At 59.3% G+C, this 16,868-nt stretch carries 16 protein-coding genes; 7 read left to right on the top strand and 9 right to left on the bottom strand.

What is annotated here, in order from left to right; genetic code table 11:
• The first annotated feature begins 106 nt into the window (after positions 1 to 106).
• Positions 107 to 982, top strand: a complete 876-nt coding sequence (locus MX657_RS11955; RefSeq protein ID WP_119915688.1) for a LysR family transcriptional regulator — start codon at positions 107 to 109, stop codon at positions 980 to 982.
• A gap of 7 nt (positions 983 to 989) precedes the next feature.
• Here MX657_RS11955 and MX657_RS11950 read toward each other — a convergent pair whose 3' ends face one another.
• Positions 990 to 1,949: a hypothetical protein gene (locus tag MX657_RS11950; RefSeq protein WP_346805868.1), complete on the bottom strand. Its 960-nt coding sequence runs from the start codon at positions 1,947 to 1,949 to the stop codon at positions 990 to 992.
• 115 nt (positions 1,950 to 2,064) lie between these two features.
• Between MX657_RS11950 and MX657_RS11945 the strand changes: the two genes are divergently transcribed.
• The gene (locus MX657_RS11945) at positions 2,065 to 2,493 is read left to right on the top strand and encodes an OsmC family protein (protein WP_217478676.1); all 429 of its coding nucleotides are present in this window, start codon (positions 2,065 to 2,067) and stop codon (positions 2,491 to 2,493) included.
• A gap of 23 nt (positions 2,494 to 2,516) precedes the next feature.
• On the opposite strand, the gene MX657_RS11940 is transcribed toward MX657_RS11945, so the two are convergent.
• The gene (locus MX657_RS11940) at positions 2,517 to 3,422 is read right to left on the bottom strand and encodes a LysR family transcriptional regulator (protein ID WP_265193830.1); all 906 of its coding nucleotides are present in this window, start codon (positions 3,420 to 3,422) and stop codon (positions 2,517 to 2,519) included.
• Between the two features lie 112 nt (positions 3,423 to 3,534).
• On the opposite strand from MX657_RS11940, the gene MX657_RS11935 reads away from it, so the two are divergent.
• Positions 3,535 to 4,284 (top strand): SDR family NAD(P)-dependent oxidoreductase, encoded by a 750-nt coding sequence (locus MX657_RS11935; RefSeq protein WP_116339766.1) that lies wholly within the window; start codon positions 3,535 to 3,537, stop codon positions 4,282 to 4,284.
• Here MX657_RS11935 and MX657_RS11930 read toward each other — a convergent pair.
• Genes MX657_RS11930 through MX657_RS11900 form a run of 7 tightly spaced genes read right to left on the bottom strand, consistent with a single transcriptional unit; the run spans position 4,281 to position 11,114 of the window.
• Positions 4,281 to 5,210: an ABC transporter ATP-binding protein gene (locus MX657_RS11930; protein ID WP_346805867.1), complete on the bottom strand. Its 930-nt coding sequence runs from the start codon at positions 5,208 to 5,210 to the stop codon at positions 4,281 to 4,283. The genes MX657_RS11935 and MX657_RS11930 overlap by 4 nt on opposite strands.
• A complete protein-coding gene (locus tag MX657_RS11925; RefSeq protein WP_218726460.1) occupies positions 5,203 to 6,189 on the bottom strand; it encodes an ABC transporter ATP-binding protein in 987 nt (328 codons plus the stop codon). Before MX657_RS11925 ends, MX657_RS11930 begins: the two co-directional genes overlap by 8 nt.
• Positions 6,189 to 7,082: a D,D-dipeptide ABC transporter permease gene (gene ddpC / locus MX657_RS11920; RefSeq protein WP_119915681.1), complete on the bottom strand. Its 894-nt coding sequence runs from the start codon at positions 7,080 to 7,082 to the stop codon at positions 6,189 to 6,191. The genes MX657_RS11925 and ddpC overlap by 1 nt, the downstream gene beginning before the upstream one ends.
• A complete protein-coding gene (locus MX657_RS11915) occupies positions 7,079 to 8,101 on the bottom strand; it encodes an ABC transporter permease (RefSeq protein WP_119915680.1) in 1,023 nt (340 codons plus the stop codon). Before MX657_RS11915 ends, ddpC begins: the two co-directional genes overlap by 4 nt.
• 23 nt (positions 8,102 to 8,124) lie before the next feature.
• Positions 8,125 to 9,657, bottom strand: a complete 1,533-nt coding sequence (locus MX657_RS11910) for an ABC transporter substrate-binding protein (protein WP_346805866.1) — start codon at positions 9,655 to 9,657, stop codon at positions 8,125 to 8,127.
• Positions 9,658 to 9,671: 14 nt separating this feature from the next.
• Positions 9,672 to 10,247 (bottom strand): D-alanyl-D-alanine dipeptidase, encoded by a 576-nt coding sequence (gene ddpX, locus MX657_RS11905; RefSeq protein ID WP_048959010.1) that lies wholly within the window; start codon positions 10,245 to 10,247, stop codon positions 9,672 to 9,674.
• 12 nt (positions 10,248 to 10,259) lie between these two features.
• On the bottom strand, positions 10,260 to 11,114 hold the full coding sequence (locus MX657_RS11900) for a MurR/RpiR family transcriptional regulator (protein WP_346805865.1): 855 nt from the start codon (positions 11,112 to 11,114) through the stop codon (positions 10,260 to 10,262).
• Positions 11,115 to 11,380: 266 nt separating this feature from the next.
• Between MX657_RS11900 and MX657_RS11895 the strand changes: the two genes are divergently transcribed.
• From MX657_RS11895 to MX657_RS11880, 4 genes are all read left to right on the top strand, one after another.
• Positions 11,381 to 12,862 carry an alpha/beta hydrolase gene (locus MX657_RS11895; RefSeq protein WP_346805864.1) on the top strand — a complete coding sequence of 494 codons (1,482 nt, stop codon included), beginning with the start codon at positions 11,381 to 11,383 and terminating at the stop codon, positions 12,860 to 12,862.
• A 94-nt stretch (positions 12,863 to 12,956) separates the two neighbouring features.
• Complete coding sequence (locus MX657_RS11890) at positions 12,957 to 14,168, top strand: diguanylate phosphodiesterase (RefSeq protein ID WP_346808553.1); 1,212 nt, start codon at positions 12,957 to 12,959, stop codon at positions 14,166 to 14,168.
• A gap of 88 nt (positions 14,169 to 14,256) precedes the next feature.
• Positions 14,257 to 15,147: an aminoimidazole riboside kinase gene (locus MX657_RS11885; protein ID WP_346805863.1), complete on the top strand. Its 891-nt coding sequence runs from the start codon at positions 14,257 to 14,259 to the stop codon at positions 15,145 to 15,147.
• A 172-nt stretch (positions 15,148 to 15,319) separates the two neighbouring features.
• Positions 15,320 to 16,837, top strand: coding sequence for a carbohydrate porin (locus MX657_RS11880; protein ID WP_346805862.1), 1,518 nt, complete (start codon positions 15,320 to 15,322; stop codon positions 16,835 to 16,837).
• Positions 16,838 to 16,868: the final 31 nt, after the last annotated feature.

Raw genomic sequence — 16,868 nt, 5'->3', positions numbered from 1 at the left:
TTGTCTCTGTTGTTCAGGAATACCGCTATTGTACGGATATTCTCATTTGCCAGAATTCCTGAAACAAGACATGCTTAGTTTCATAAATCGAGCAGATGGAGCTTATATGGATCGCGTTATCGCCGCTCAGGTCTACAACCGGATATGCGAGCTGGGAAGTTTGAGCGCGGCGGCCCGCGCGCTGGGCATTTCCCGACCGATGGTGAGCCGCTACCTGGAACAAATGGAGAAGTGGGCGGGAACGCGGCTGGTAAACCGCTCCACGCGCAAGCTGACGCTGACCGCAGCAGGGGAAAAAGTGCTGCAAAAAACCCGGACGCTCTCGCAGATCTCGCAGGAGATTGAAGGTCAGTCGGAAAAAGATCTGCCGTCCGGCACGTTGCGGGTAGCCTGCGCACACTTTACTGCGATGCACCTGATTTCGCCGGTCCTGCCCGGCCTGCTCTCGCGCTACCCGCAGTTACGTATCGAGCTGGATGTAAATAACCACCCGGTCAGCCTGGTGGGAGAGCGCATTGATGTCGCCGTGCGCATTACCGACAACCCCGAGCCCGGCATGATTGCCCGCAGGTTGGGGGAATGTCGCTCTGTGCTCTGCGCCTCGCCGGCGTATCTGGCGCAGCATGGGACGCCCGCCAGCCCCGAAGAACTAGCGCAGCATAACTGCCTGCACTACAGCTTTTTCGCCGGGCAGTCCTGGCACTTTCTGACGCCGGAAGGCGAAAGTCTGAGCGTGGCCGTCAGCGGCAATCTGAGCGCCAGCATCTCGTCGCTGCTGATGGATGCGGCGATCAAGCACTGCGGTATTGCCATGCTGCCGGAGCGCGAAGCGCGCGCCGCGCTGGAGCAAGGATTACTGGTGCCGGTACTGGAGTCGCTGGTGCCGAAACCGCTTGCCATCCATGGCATTTATCAGTCACGGGAATACCAGCCTGCCGCGCTGCGAGCGTTCCTCGACGAACTGTCCCGCAGCCTTGCCTGAGGGGCAATTACTTTGCCTTTAGCCAGGGAGAGGCCGTGCTCCAGAAAATAACATCGGCCCCGAGATAATTTTCGCCGAAGCGGACAAACTCCGCTTTGGTGAAGGGCTTACCGGTTTGAGGATCCTTATAGGTCAGAGTCGGTTCCTGAACCGCCATGGCGATAAGCGGCAGCGTCTGTTTATTTTTATGGAAGAAGGGATAAGCATTCTTCATGTGCGCCTTGCGGTTGGGAACAATGTCCGGCCCACCGAGGCCGATATTGTTGGCGCTGGCATACGCAAACAGACGCCCCATGTAGTTGTGGTCGTTATCCCACTCGTACGGCCAGAAGTTCACGTACTGCACCACGTGTGATTTCTGAAAGACCTTACGCGCAAAGGCCAGGTTTTCCATCTCACCCGCGAAATAGCTGTCGCAGGTAAAGCCCGCTGGCGGATTTTTCTCGTCAATATCAATCGCGGTTTCGGGCAGGTTTACGCCATACACCTCGCCATCAAAGCGTTTTGCGAGCGCAGCCAGCAGTGCCTGGTAGCGCTGGCGCACCGCGGGGTCCCACTGACGCGCTACCCATCCCGCGCCGACAGGCTTGCCCTCGCCGGGGTTATCGAACTGCGGCGCAATCCCGCCGCTGTATTGCTTATCGTGCATCAGATAGTCCGGAACGTAGCGGGCTTCCGGCTCAAAAAAACGATCCTGGATCTGAATAAAGAGCTTTTTTCGGGCGGCCTTAACGCGCGCCAGATCCTGTTCAATCCGTGAGAAGTCATAGCTGTCCTTCTCGGGTTCAAGCAGGCGCCAGTTGTATACGATCTGTACGCCGCCGATGTCGCCACGCGCAACAAGCGGGAGCGCCGCGTCGAGGTCGCCTGAGCTGGTATAGATAAAGTTTTCCGGCGTTTTGGCCAGTGAAGAAAGAGAGAGAGCCAGCGTGGTTACCGCGACGGCCATCCTGATTTTTAGCGTCATATTTTTATCCTTGTTGTCGGTACAGCAGGTGAAAGACCCGGAATCGTCTGTGTTCCAGGGCGTGTCAGATGCGTAGTCTATACTTAACCCTTTGTAAGCCAAAAGGAGAGCAAGAATGACGATTCATAAGCACGGTTCAGCACACTGGTCTGGCGACATTAAGCGCGGAAAAGGAACGGTTTCCACTGAGAGCGGCGTTCTCAATCAACAGCCTTATGGTTTCAATACCCGTTTTGAGGGTGAAAAGGGGACCAACCCGGAAGAGCTTATTGGCGCGGCACATGCGGCCTGCTTCTCGATGGCGCTGTCGCTGATGCTGGGTGAAGCGGGCTACACCGCTGATTCGATTGATACGACCGCGGACGTCTCGCTGGATAAAACCGATGGCGGCTTTGCCATCACGAAGGTTGCGCTGCAGAGCAAGGTCACCGTTCCGGGCATTACGCCACCGCAGTTTGATGGCATTATTCAGAAAGCGAAAGCGGGCTGTCCGGTATCGCAGCTCCTGAAAGCCGAGATCACTCTGGACTACAAGCTTAACTAAACCACAGCCGGGTTCGCGCCCGGCTATCCTTTCAGCGCGGCGGGGAACACCTCCGCCAGCCAGGCAATAAACACCTTCAGTCTCTGCGTTAAATGCCGGTTCTGCGGGTATACCACGTGAAACGGGTACGCGGCAGGTTGCCAGTCACCCAGAATCGCCACCAGCGTTCCCGAGTGCAAATAGGTCTTTGCTGAATACTCAAAGGTCTGAACGATCCCCAGCCCCGCAGTGGCAGCTGCCAGATGAGCGTTACTTTCATTGACGCCGAGATAGTGCGGAATAGTGATTTCCAGCGCTTCGCCGTCCCGCCGGAAGCGAAACGGAAATGGCCGCCCGGTGACGGGCGAGAGATAGCTAATAAGCTTGTGGCCATTGCGCAGCTCCTGCGGATAGGCCGGAACGCCGTGATTTTTCAGGTAACCCGGCGTCGCGCAGGTAACCATTTCGGCGTTGCCAATATGGCGGGCGATGAGGGTCGAGTCGTCCAGCGGCCCGCCGCGGATCACGCAGTCTACGTTACCGCTGATGAGATCGACCGGACGATCGGCCACGCCAAGATCGATGCGGATATCCGGGTAGCGCTGCATAAAATCCGGCAGCAGAGGGATGAGTACGTCCCTGGCGGTGGATCCGCCCACGTCAACCCGCAAATGCCCCTTGGGCGTCGCGCGGGAAACGCGAAACGAGGTGTCGATATCTTCGATATCAATCAGTACCCGGCGCGCTTTTTCATAGTATTCCATCCCTTCAGGCGTCGCGACCACGCGGCGAGTCGTCCGGTGCAGAAGGCGTATCGCCAGGTGCGCCTCAAGCGATTTTACCAGCTTGCTCAGGGTGGCGATCGGCATATTCAGCGAGTCCGCCGCGCGGGTAAAACTGCCGGATTCCACCACCCGCGTGAAAGCACGCATCGCCATGAGCTGATCCATAATGGCCTCTGATTATTTCTGTAGGTGAATAGTCATTTTCATTTTTGCCTGTTTTTCACTAATGCCGCAAGGGCTAAAGTCTCTCCAACGCATACACACAAAGGTAAATGACATGAACACAACTCTCTCAGGAAAAATCGCACTGGTCACCGGCGGCAGCACCGGTATTGGTCTTGCCACGGCGCAGGAGCTGGCGGCACAGGGCGCGAAGGTATACATCACCGGACGTCGCCAGGCCGAGCTGGACGCGGCGGTGGCTGAAATTGCTTCAACCGCGGTAGGCATTCGCGCGGATGTCTCAAAGCTTGCCGATCTGGATGAAGTCTATGCCCGGATAGCCAAAGATGAAGGTCGCCTCGATATCCTGTTCGCCAATGCGGGTGGCGGCGATATGCTGCCGCTGGGCGCGATCACCGAAGAGCAGTTTGACCGGATTTTTGGCACCAACGTGCGCGGGGTGCTGTTCACGGTGCAGAAGGCGCTGCCGCTGCTCTCCGCCGGATCGTCAATCATTCTGACCGGCTCGACGGTGTCGATTAAAGGGACGGCCAACTTCAGCGTCTATAGCGCCAGTAAGGCCGCGGTGCGTAACTTTGCCCGCTCCTGGGCGCTGGATTTGCAGGGGCGCGGGATCCGCGTCAACGTGGTGAGCCCGGGTCCGATCAAAACCCCAGGTCTTGGCGATCTGGTACCAGAAGAACACCGTCAGGGGCTGTATGACGCGCTGGCCGCGCAGGTACCGCTGGGGCGTTTAGGCGCGCCGGGTGAAGTGGGTAAAGCGGTGGCGTTTCTGGCCTCCGACGCGGCCAGCTTTATCAACGCCACCGAACTGTTTGTGGACGGCGGGATGGCGCAAATCTAATCCAGACTGCGCCAGCAGCGGACGTCACGGCCCTCGCGTGAGGGCTGTAACGGCTGGGGACGTTCACACCCCGGCGCTGCCATCGGGCAACGGTCGCGGAAATAACAGCCTTCGGGCAGGTGACGGTTGCCGGGAAGCTCCGTTTTGCGTAACGCCAGCGTTTCATCCAGCGGTTCACCGGTGCGGGGAACCGAGTCGAGTAACAGACGGGTATAGGGATGGCGCGGCTCGCCAAGCACCTGCGCGGCGCTGCCCAGCTCGACTATCTGCCCGAGGTACATCACCGCCACGCGGTCGCTCATGTGTCTGACCACCGAGACGTTATGCGAAATTAATACGTAGGTCAGATTACGCTGCTGCTGTAGTGTCACCAGCAGGTTGAGGATTTGCGCCTGCACGGAGATATCCAGCGCGCTGGTAGGTTCATCGAGCACGATGATATCCGGGTCGGACGAGAGCGCCCGGGCGATGGCAATGCGCTGGCGCTGCCCGCCGGAAAAGGCGTGCGGATGCCGGTCGAGATATTCCGGGCGAATGCCTACCTGCAGCGCCAGGTCCGCCGCCAACTGGTGGCGTTCGCGCTCGCTGCTGCGTTTTTGCACCCACACCGGCTCGGTGATGATGCGCCAGACCGGCAGCCTCGGGTCGAGCGAGGAGAGCGGATCCTGAAATACCATCTGCATGCCGCCCGCGTGGTGCGCCCGCTGGCATGCGCCGGTGCTGGGTTTAAGCATCCCCATCAGCAGCTGGGCCAGCGTGCTTTTCCCGCAGCCGGATTCCCCGACGATACCGAGCGTTTCGCCCCGACGGATCTGAAGATCGAGCCCGTTGAGGGCATGGACCTGTTCCGTCACGCGGCCCAGCCAGTTTTTGCGCGCCGCAAAGTTCACGTGCACGCTATCCAGTTCGAGCAGTAGATCAGACATGGTGTTTCTCCCGTTGCGGATACCAGCAGGCAGCCTGTTGGCCTTCTGCGCCATTGGCCTGTAAGCGCGGCGTTTCGCTGCATTTCGCTCCGGCGGCAAAGCAGCGCTCGCGGAAGGCGCAACCCTGCGGAAGCTGGCTGAGGTTGGGCACCGTGCCGGGAATGGCGGGAAGCAGGTCGCGCGGCTGGCCGTTTTCCGGTGCGCACTGCAGCAGGCCAATGGAGTAGGGATGCACAGGGCGGTGGATCAGCGTTTGGGTGGCACCGCTCTCGATCACGCTGCCCGCATACATCACGTACATTCTGTCGCAGAGTTGCGACACCACGGCCATATCATGGCTGATAAACAGCACCGAGGTGCCGCTGGCCTTTGCCTTATGCTTCAGCAAGCGCAGCACCTGGAGCTGGACGGTCACGTCCAGCGCGGTGGTCGGCTCGTCGGCGATGATCAGCTCCGGCTCGCAGGAGAAGGCAAGGGCGATCATTACCCGCTGGCGCATGCCGCCGGAGAGTTCAAACGGGTAACGCGCCATGACCTGCTTCGCGTCCGGGATTTGCATCTCTTCCAGCAGGGCGATCGCCTTCTGCTGCGCCTCGCGCCGGGAAAGCGGCTGATGCTGGCGGATCACCTCCACCATCTGTTTGCCAATCCGCCGCGTCGGGTTGAGGGCGGTCATCGGCTCCTGAAAAATCATTGCCACTTTAGCGCCGCGCCACTGGCGAAGCTGTTTCTCGGACGCCGTCAGGACGTTTTCACCGAGTAACTTCACCTGACCGTGGTGAATACGGTAACTCCCTTCCGGCAGCAACCGCATGGCGAGCATGGCGGTCACCGATTTACCCGACCCCGACTCGCCCACCACGCCGACGATTTCGCCCCTGCCGATCTCCAGCGAGACGTGGTTCAGCGCGTGGACCTCACCGCGAAAAATCGGGAAGCTCAGATGCAGGTCTTCAATACGTAATACCGGTTCGGTCATTACTGTTTTCCTCCCGATTTCGGATCCAGCAGATCGCGGATACCGTCGCCAAACAGGTTAAAGCCTACGGCGGTAATCAAAATCGCCGCCCCGGGAAAGGCGCAGTACCACCACTGGTCCAGAACGTAGTTACGGCCCACGGCCACCATCGCGCCCCATTCGGCGGTGGGTTGCTGCGCCCCCAGACCAATAAACCCCAGCGTGGCGGCCATCAGAATGGCGCTGCCGATGTCCAGCGACGCCTGCACGATCAGCGGCGGCAGGGCGTTGCGCAGGATATGCCAGCGGATCAAATGCCAGCGGGAGGCCCCAAACGTGCGGGCGGCCTGAACGTAGGTAAACTGACGCACCACCAGGGTTTGCCCGCGCGCCAGCCGCACATAAAATGGAATGCGGACAATCGCAATCGCCAGCATGGCGTTAAACAGGCTCGGACCGAGCGCGGCGGCCAGCGCCATGGTCAGCACCAGAGAAGGGATCGAGAGCATAATATCCATTACCCGCATGATGACGGCGTCGCCGCGCCCGCCCAGGACACCGGACAAACAGCCCAGCAGCGAGCCAATGCCGCCCGCAATCACCACCACCGCCAGCCCGGCGGTAATGGACTGCTGGCTGCCCGTCAGCACGCGGCTGAACAGGTCGCGTCCTACCTCATCGGTACCAAACCAGTGCTGCGCAGACGGCGCCTGCAGACGGGCGGTCAGATCCAGCGCGTTCGGGTCATGCGGCACAATCCATGGCGAAGCCACCATCAGGAAGAGCATCGCAATCATAATGACGCCGCCGACGATCGTGAGCGGGCTTTGACGCAGCATCCAGAACAGCTTTGCCCAGTTGATGCGTTGTCTGGCGGTTTTCGCCGGGGCGGGCGTTTCCTGCGTTAACATCATTCGGCACCTCCGCGCCCGATTCGCGGGTCAATCCACAGGTAAAGCAGATCGACCACCAGATTAACCAGCACGTAGGCCAGTGAAACGACGACGGCAAAGCCCATCACGGCAGGAAAATCGAGTGCCTGAATGGACGTTACCACCCAGGCCCCCATTCCCGGCCAGGCAAAGACGGTTTCGGTCAGCACGGCACCGTAAAGCAGGTCGCCCAGCGCCAGCCCGAGCACGGTAATGGACGGGATCATCGCATTCGGCAGGGCGTAGCGCAGGACGATGTACCAGCCGGGCAGCCCGCTGGCGCGTGCGGTGCGGATGTAGTCCTCGCTAAGCTGCTCCAGCATCGCCGAGCGCACCTGGCGCGCCACGATGCCCAGATGCACAAACGCCAGCGTCAGTGAGGGTAAAATCAGGTGCTGCAGCGCGTTGAAAAAGACTTCTGCATTGCCTTCCAGCAGCGCGTCCAGCAGATAAAACCCGGTGACGTGGGTCGGCGGATCGAGCCAGTCGTCCAGCCTGCCGCCGCCCGGCAGAATCTGCAGATGCCCGTAAAACAGCACAATGACGCCCAGCCCGAGCCAGAAGGCCGGGGTGGAGATCCCGGTCATCGCCATTAAACGCACCAGGTGATCCAGCCAGCGGTTGCGGTACACCGCCGATAAAATCCCCAGCGGCACGCCGATGACCAGCGCCAGCAGCAGAGAACAAAAGGCCAGCTCCAGCGTGGCGGGGAAAAAGGCCTTCAGGTCTTCCGCAACCGGGCGTCCGGTACGGATGGACGTGCCTAAATCACCGTGGGCCAGAGCGTCCACATAGCGGCCAAACTGTATATACAGCGGCCGATCCAGCCCTAACTGCTGACGGATGTTCTGCACGATTTCGTCGCTGGCGCGATCGCCGGCCAGCAGGCGCGCCGGATCGCCGGGGATCATGTGCGAAATAATAAAGGTGATAATACAGACACCGGCCACCACCAGGAGTAACCCCCAGCAGCGCTGGCGCACGATGCTCCAGAACGTCATACATTTTCCCCCGGCGAGAACCGTTATTTACTCATGGTGGCGATGTTGAACACCTGCTCAAGCATCGGATTAAAGGTGAACCCTTTGACCTCTTTGTTCATCGCCAACTGGTAGTTTTTCTGGAACAGATAGACATAGGCCGCCTCGTCGATCACCACCTTTTGCGCCTGCTGGTAATCTTTGGTGCGTTCCGCCTGGTCGGTGGTTTTCAGCGCGGCCTGCAGCAGGGAATCCACCTCCTTGTTCTCATAGAACGAACGGTTGCCCGGCAGCCCTTTTTTGTCCGATTCGAACCAGTAGTTCATGAACATGTACGGGTCGGCAAAGTCCGGGCTCCAGTTGCCGATGGCAATGTCGTAATCGCCTTTTCCGACGCGGTCGCGCATGGTGGCATTGGCCAGTTTTTCCAGCTTGACGTTAATGCCGATCTTGCCGAGGCTGGCCTGAGTGGAGAGGGCGATCGGCTCCCAGTTCGGATCGTTGTCCGAGTAGAGGAAGGTCAGGCTGGCGGGTTTGTCTTTGACCTTTTCCAGCGCCGCTTTGGCTTTGGCCTCATCAAAGCTGTACTGCATTGCCGTGGCGTCAAAGCCCCACATGCCTTCCGGGATCGGGCCGCGCATCTGCTTGCCGTTGCCGCTCAGAATGCCTTTCACCATCCCCTGATAGTCCGTCGCCCAGGAGATGGCCCGGCGTAAATCCACCTGATTGAGCGGCGCCTTGCTGTTGTTGAGGTAGAGATAGGTCACACGCAGGGACGGGTATTCCGCGACGGCGACTTTGCTTTCCTGCTTCAGGGCCGCAAGCTGATCGACCGGCAGGGAGTCGGCGATGTCCAGATCGCCGCGGGAAAGCTGCAGTCGGCGCGAGGCGCTCTCGCCGATAATCTTCACCGAGACGCGCTTAAAGTGCGGCTTCTCGCCCGGCCAGTGGGGGTTCGGCACCAGGATCAGCTGCTGGCCTTTCTGCCAGCTCTTCAGCATAAACGGCCCGGAACCGGCGGTATTTTGCGCCAGAAAACCGCGCGCGTCGTCCGCGGCATTGGCCTTCAGCACCGCCGGGTTAATGATGGACGCCCCGTCGTTGGCCAGCGTGTAGAGGAAAGGCGCGAACGGCTGGCTGAGGGTGAACTTCACCGTATGCTCATCCACGGCGTCAATTTTCAGATCTTTCGGGAAGGCTTCAGACGGCCCCTGGCCGAGCTTCAGCAGGCGCTCAAAGGAGAGTTTGACCGCCTCGGCGGTGACCGGCGTACCGTCGGAGAATTTGGCGTTATCCGCCAGGGTAAAGGTCCACTCTTTCTGATCGTCGGAGGCCTTCCAGCCCGTCGACAGATCGCCCTCCACCTCGGTAGAGCCGGGCTTGTACTTGACCAGGCGCTGGTAGGACGGATAGGTGACGGTCCAGTCGTTGTTATCGATGGTAATGGCAGGATCGAGCGTTTGCGGGTCGGCGGCTTTTCCGATCGCCAGCATGTCTTTCGGGACGGCGGCCAGCGCCAGCGGGGCGCTCAACGCCAGCGTGGCGGCAATCAGGGTCGTGAGAAGCGTTGTTTTCATGGCAGTGCTCCAGGTTAAAGAGAGGTGTGCGTCAGGGGAAAACAGGCAAAACGGTCTTCCAGCAGCGGATAGCTGGCAGCGTTCGGCAGTTCGAAGTGCCACCATTCGCTGCTAATCCCCACAAAACCGCCGCCGAACATGATGGCGTTCAGCAGCAGACGGTTGCGCTGGGCATGCGGCGGTACGGAGGGGTGATACGGATGCGAACGGTCATGCATTTCGTCAAAACCGGCGCCCATATCCAGCACGCTGTTATGCTCATCCATCAGCGTGACGTCGATGGCCGTGCCGCGGCTGTGATTGGAGCCAATTGCCACATCGACGACATATTCCGGGTTCGGGCAGGCGTCCCACAGCTGAGCCTGCGCCTGCTGCGGCCGATAGGCGTCGTACACCACCAGCTTCAGCCCGGCCAGGGCGGCAATGCTGATGGCTTTTGCCAGCGCGGTGGCGGCGTCGGTATGCAGCAGGCACAGCGCCTCCTGATAGATCGGCCTGCCGGTGATGTTGTCGGCGGTGGCGTACTTCAGATCGATATGCAGCGTGGGAAACGTCTTCGCCACATCAATCAGTTCACTCTCATCGGGCATAGCTCCGCTCCTTTAGCGTTCGAATTGACCAAACTCTTGTTGCAATTGTCGGTTTACCGCCAGGCGCGCCGGAAGCGCATCACCCAGCGCTTCCACCACGCCCGACAGCAGCAGGTTGAACAGACAGCTCACGGGGGCAAGTGAATCCCAGAAATGACCGGTATCGGTTTTCACCTGCAGTAAGTCCATCGGGTAATCCCGCGCCCACGGGCACCAGATGTCGGTGATTAAGGCCAGAGGAACGCCTTTCTCGCTCGCAACGCGGCAGTACTGGCGGGCCATCGCGGAGTAGGTGCGCGTATCGGTCAGCACAACGTAAGGGTGCGAAAACCCCGAGTTCAGGGATTCCACCCAGCTGCCGGAAGCGCCCTCGGAATAGCTCACGCGCGGGCGGAGGTACTCAAGGTGGCTGAAGAAGGCGTTGGCGATCCCGCGCGTGGACTGGATCCCCAGCACAAACACCGCGTCAGCGTGGGCCAGGTTGTGCACCACCTGACGGAAGGCGTCCGTTTGCGCCAGCTGATACACCTGCGTAATGGCGTCCACCTCCAGCGACAGGGCGTGCTGAAGGCGGTTGGGCAGGGGGCGCTGCTGCTGCCAGGAGTCCAGCCGCTCGTTCATGCCCCAGGGCTGATACGGATCGCGCAGGCTCTTTTTGGCATCTTCCAGGTTGCGGTACCCCAGCTTGCGCAGGAAGCGTCCGACGGTAATTCCGCTGGTCCCGCTCGCCAGACCCACGCTCTCAGTCGTTTCAAACGGGATTTGCGCGGCGTGCGCCAGCAGCCAGCTCCCGACCCGCTTTTCGCTGGGCGTGAGCTGGCTGAACGTCGCTTCGATACGGCTCAACATCTCGGGTTTCGTCGTCATACCGCCTCGCTGTTAACTGGCTGTCAAAAGCTGGATTTGTGTTATCGGGTTAACAATGCATGACGCGTGCCATGTTCACAGGGAGGTCAAAACCCGCTGTGTTGTATAATTCACGCAATAATTTGTTAACCGATGATCAACATTTGTGCAGCGTAGTTCACTTTTGGTGCACAGGCTGAACCGGACGGTATGAATTTGGTGAATACGTCAGCCCGTTCACATTTTTGATAAGATAGCGGCACTGAAAACATCAAAAGGATCCCGGCATGGCGAATTTGCCCTGGCGAGTCAGCGTGCGCCTGGTGGCGCTTGCAAAGAAAACAGGGATGGTCGTGGGGATCGTTCTGGTCGTCCTGCTGGCGGTGCGGGTCTATCTCTCGCAGCAGGGGCCGGAGCTGCACCTCTGGCACACCTGGCGGGCGGACGAGATGTCCGTGCGCGAGATGGATAATGCCAATTTTGCCGGGTATATTGCCCGGGAAAACGCCATTTTCGTCGATCTTGATCGCGCCGTGACGGCGAAAACAGAGGGCGAGGAACGTACGCCATTAAACCGCTTTTATCGCCAGAGCCTGGTGTGGCCCGGTCAGTTTGCTCCCGATGCCAACCGATCGTTTGTGCTGATGCCGGACGGGAAGCCGCGCGGCGCGGTGGTATTGCTGCACGGGCTGACGGACTCGCCTTACAGCGTCAGGCGCCTTGCCGAAAATTATCAGCAGCACGGCTTTGTGGCCGTGGCTCCGCGCCTTCCCGGACACGGCACCGCGCCCGGCGCGCTGACGGACGTTGACTGGGAGATGTGGCTGGCCGCAACGCGTCTTGCCGTGCGGGAAGCCACGCGCCTGGCGGGGGAGAACGTGCCGCTGCATCTGGTGGGGTACTCCAACGGCGGGGCGCTGGCAATGAAATATGCCCTCGATGCGCTTGATTCCCCAACGCTGCGGCAGCCGCAGCAGCTGGTATTGCTGTCTCCGATGATCGGCGTAACGGCCTTTGCGCGCTTTGCCGGTTTTGCCGGGCTACCGGCGCTGCTGCCGGCGTTTGCCAAAGCGGCGTGGCTGAATATCTCTCCGGAATATAACCCGTATAAATACAACTCGTTCCCGGTGAACGCCGCCCGCCAGTCGTGGCTGCTGACGAAGGCACTGCAGGAGCAGATTGGCCGCGAGGCGCGTGAAAACCGGCTGGCGAATTTGCCGCCGGTACTGGCGTTCCAGTCGGTGATGGATTCTACGGTCAGCACCCGCGCAGTAGTGAGCGGTCTGTTTGACCAGCTTCCGGCAAACGGCAGTGAACTGGTGGTGTTTGATATCAACCAGGCGGCGAGCTTCCGCCCGCTGTTTAAGCCGTCGTCGTGGACAGCAACCTCGGCGCTGCTGCCGGTTGCAAAGAGGCGTTACAGTGTCACGATAATCACCAATGCCAGCGAGCACAGTTTTGCGACGGTGGCGAAGACAACCCCGGCAGGCAGCACGCGGGAGACGGTTGTGCCGCTTGCGCAGTCCTGGCCGCAGGATGTCTATTCGCTTTCGCACGTTGCCGTGCCTTTCCCGCCGGATGACGATCTCTACGGTCGTGAGCCAGGCGTGAAAAACCGCTACGGGATCAGCCTGGGGACGATTGCGCTGTGGGGCGAAACGTCCGTGCTGAGCGTTGGCAAAGAGGCGCTGATGCGGGTCACCTCGAACCCGTTTTACAACTATATGCAGGAGAGGATTAACAGCCGGATCGGGGACGGGGAAAAGTAACGTTCCCTTCTGGCGTGAATAAGCTAGGTCGCATTGTTAAAGTATGTTAAACAGTAGCTTCAATGCACCGCTCTTTCTCATCGGAACACCTTTTGTGCTGACCACGCTGATTTACCGAAGCCAGTTGAAATTATCCTGTCATTCCTCCGCATTGAGGGAGCTGGTGGAGCGGGCCCGGATCCGCAATGCCAGTCTGAATATCACCGGGGTTTTGCTCGCAAAAGGCACTGACGTGCTGCAAATTCTCGAAGGTTCAGAAGAGAGCGTAGTTAAGCTGTTCCATACCATCCGTGATGACAAACGGCACAGTGGGGTGGTTGAACTGATGCGGGATTACGGCCCGCGCAGACGATTCGAAAATGTCGGTATGCTGCTTTTTGACCTGCAAATCCAGTCCCCAAAAGAGGTGCTGCAGCAGGTTCTGCATTACAGCAAGCTCGACAGCTATCTGACATCCGATGACCGGGTGTTCAAATTTATCCAGACATTTATTACTAACAAACGTTCTGCCCTGGCGGGCGGGCGATACGATCCGGCAAAATGGACGCTCGCAACGGAAACCTTACCGCTGGGCGAGAGTCTGGGCCTGCTTGACAGCCAAACCTGCCAGTTTGCGTTTCAGCCGATTGTCGATCCCTCGGAAGGGAAGATCAGCTCCCTCGAGGCGCTGATACGCGGCAACGATGGCGGCAGCCCGGAGCATTTCTTCAGCACCCTCGACCCGGACAAAATCTACGAAGTCGATCTCCAGACCAAAGCATATGCCTTTGCGCTGGCGGAAAGGCTGGGGATTGGCAGCCATAAAATTGCGGTCAATCTGCTGCCGATGTCGCTGGTGAATGTCCCCGGCGCAGTGGAATTTCTGGTCGAGCAGATTAAAAAACATGGCCTCCAGCCGGAGCAGGTGGTCGTTGAAATTACTGAAAACGAGATGATATCCGGGCTTAATCAATTTAATAGCGCCATTAAACAGCTTCGTGCCGAGGGCGTTGGCCTGGCGATTGATGATTTTGGTTCCGGTTATGCCGGTCTTTCGCTGCTGACCCGCTTCCAGCCGGATAAAATCAAAATCGACCGCGAAATTATCAGCGATATCCACCTCAGCGGCCCGAAGCAGGCGATTGTGCGCTCTATCATCAGCTGTTGCTCAGACCTCGAAATTACCCTGGTCGCAGAGGGTATCGAGAAAATAGAGGAGTGGTGCTGGCTTGAATCGGCCGGGATCCGCCGCTTCCAGGGCTTCCTGTTTGCCCGTCCGCAGCTTAACGGCGTCGGCGATATTCGCTGGCCGCATATGATGCGCTAGGCAATTTTCCTCCCGCGTTATTTCCCCTTTACCCTGCCTGTGCTTAAATAGCTAAAACGGTTTAATATTGTTTAGCTGCGAGGATAACATGAAGAAAATTTGGGTACTGGGCGATGCGGTGGTGGATTTACTGCCTGATGGTGAAGGGCGATTACTGCAGTGCCCCGGCGGCGCACCGGCCAACGTGGCGGTGGGCATTGCCCGGCTGGGGGGCAAAAGTGCATTTATCGGCAGAGTTGGCGACGATCCTTTCGGGCGCTTTATGGCGAAAACGCTCGCTGACGAGCGGGTCGACGTGAAGCATATGCGCCTTGACCCGGCACACCGCACCTCGACGGTGGTGGTGGATCTGGACGACCACGGTGAACGCTCGTTTACCTTCATGGTGCGCCCGAGCGCCGATCTGTTTCTGGAATCCGGCGACCTGCCGACCTTCAGGGCGGGCGAGTGGCTGCACGTCTGTTCCATCGCGCTAAGCGCAGAGCCGAGCCGCTCGGCGACCTTTCAGGCGATGGACGCCATCCGGAAGGCGGGCGGTTATGTGAGCTTCGACCCCAATATTCGCCCGGATCTCTGGCCGGATGAGAACGCGCTGCGTCGCTGCCTGGAACAGGCTCTGCAAAGCGCCGACGTGGTCAAGCTCTCCGTTGAGGAACTGGCATTTTTAACCGGCGATGCGGATGTACAGGCAGGTCTGAACACGCTGATGCAGCGCTGTCCGGCGCGTCTGGTGCTGGTGACGCAGGGTAAAGAGGGCGTTATCGCCTGGCATCAGAGCGCGGTGAAACACTATCCTGCAACCTCTGTGAAATGCGTAGATACCACCGGCGCGGGCGATGCCTTCGTCGCCGGGCTGCTCTACGGGCTCGCCGCCGGCCAGGAACTGGTCCCGGCAATCGCCTTAGCCCAGCGCTGCGGCGCGTTAGCCACCACGGCAAAGGGGGCGATGACCGCGTTACCCTGGCAGCACGACCTGTAATCCTTCCCTCACTGGCCGCTATCCGGCGGCCTGAATTGTCGCCTCGATCACACTTACTAAAACGGTTTAGCAAAAAAGATTGCCGATCCAAAATTCACAGGTTTAGTATCAGCAACCTAAACCGGTTTAGCAATTTAGCACGTTCGATTAATACTTTTAGGGATGCGACAAAATGTATAAAAAACGCAGACTTGCCGTGATGATAGGCATGCTGGCCGCCAGTACCTCTGTTTTTGCCCAGACGGATATGACAAGTATCGAAGCGCGCTTTGCCGCGATGGAGCAGCGCCTTCAGGCTGCTGAAGCGCGTGCGCAGGTCGCTGAAAAACGCGCCACCGAAGCCGAACAAAAAACGCAGCAGCTGGTCGCCGCCCAGCAGCAGACGCAAACCACAACCCAGGCGGTGGCGCAGCGCACCACCGCGCTGGAGAAAAAAGCGGATCAGAGCAGCGGGTTTGAGTTCCACGGCTATGCCCGCTCCGGCCTGCTGATGAACGACGCGGCCTCCAGCAGCAAAAGCGGCCCGTACCTGACGCCAGCCGGGGAAACCGGCGGTGCAGTAGGGCGTCTGGGTAACGAAGCCGACACTTACGTCGAGCTGAACCTGGAGCACAAGCAAACTCTGGATAACGGGGCGACCACGCGCTTCAAGGCGATGCTGGCCGACGGTCAGCGAACCTATAACGACTGGTCAGCCGATACCAGCGATCTCAATATTCGCCAGGCCTTTGCGGAGCTGGGCAACCTGCCTGATTTTACCGGCGCGCTGAAGGGCAGCACCTTTTGGGCGGGTAAACGCTTCGACCGCGATAACTTTGACATTCACTGGCTGGATTCCGACGTGGTATTCCTGGCCGGTACCGGCGGCGGGGTCTACGACGTGAAGTGGAACGATTCGCTGCGCAGCAACTTCTCGATCTACGGCCGCAACTTCGGCAGCGTGGAGCAGACCGACAATAACGTTCAGAACTATATCCTCAGCATGAATCACTTCGCCGGGCCGCTGCAGGTGATGGTCAGCGGCCTGCGGGCGAAGGATAACGACGACCGTAAAGACACCAACGGCGATCTCATCAAAACCGACGCGGCCAATAACGGCGTTCATGCCCTGGTTGGGCTGCACAATGAGAGCTTCTACGGCCTGCGCGAAGGGACCGCCAAAACGGCGCTGCTGTACGGCCACGGGCTGGGTGCGGAAGTTAAGAGCATCGGCTCCGACGGGGCGCTACTGTCTGATGCCGATACCTGGCGCTTCGCAAGTTACGGTGTCACGCCTGTTGGCGGTGGCTGGAGTATCGCGCCTGCCGTGCTGGCGCAGAGCAGTAAAGATCGCTACGTCAAGGGCGATAGCTATGAGTGGGTGACGCTCAACACCCGCCTGATTAAAGAGGTGACCCAGAACTTCGCGCTGGCGTTTGAGGGAAGCTATCAGTACATGGATTTAAATCCGGAAAGCTATAAGGACCGCCACGCCGTCAACGGCAGTTTCTACAAGCTGACCTTTGCGCCGACGTTAAAAGCGAGCAAAATCGGCGATTTCTTCAGCCGCCCGGAGCTGCGCCTGTTTGCCACCTGGATGGACTGGAGCAGCAAACTGGATAATTACGCCAGCGATGATGCCTTTGGCAGCAGCGGCTTCAACGCCGGCGGGGAATGGAACTTTGGGGTCCAGATGGAAACCTGGTTTTAACCCATCACGCTCCCGCCCGCGGGGGCGTTTC

The sequence above is a fragment of the Enterobacter chuandaensis genome (assembly GCF_039718975.1).
Taxonomy (GTDB): domain Bacteria; phylum Pseudomonadota; class Gammaproteobacteria; order Enterobacterales; family Enterobacteriaceae; genus Enterobacter; species Enterobacter chuandaensis.
The sequence above is the reverse complement of the archived record's forward strand: the minus strand, read 5'-3'. Positions and strand labels throughout refer to the sequence as shown.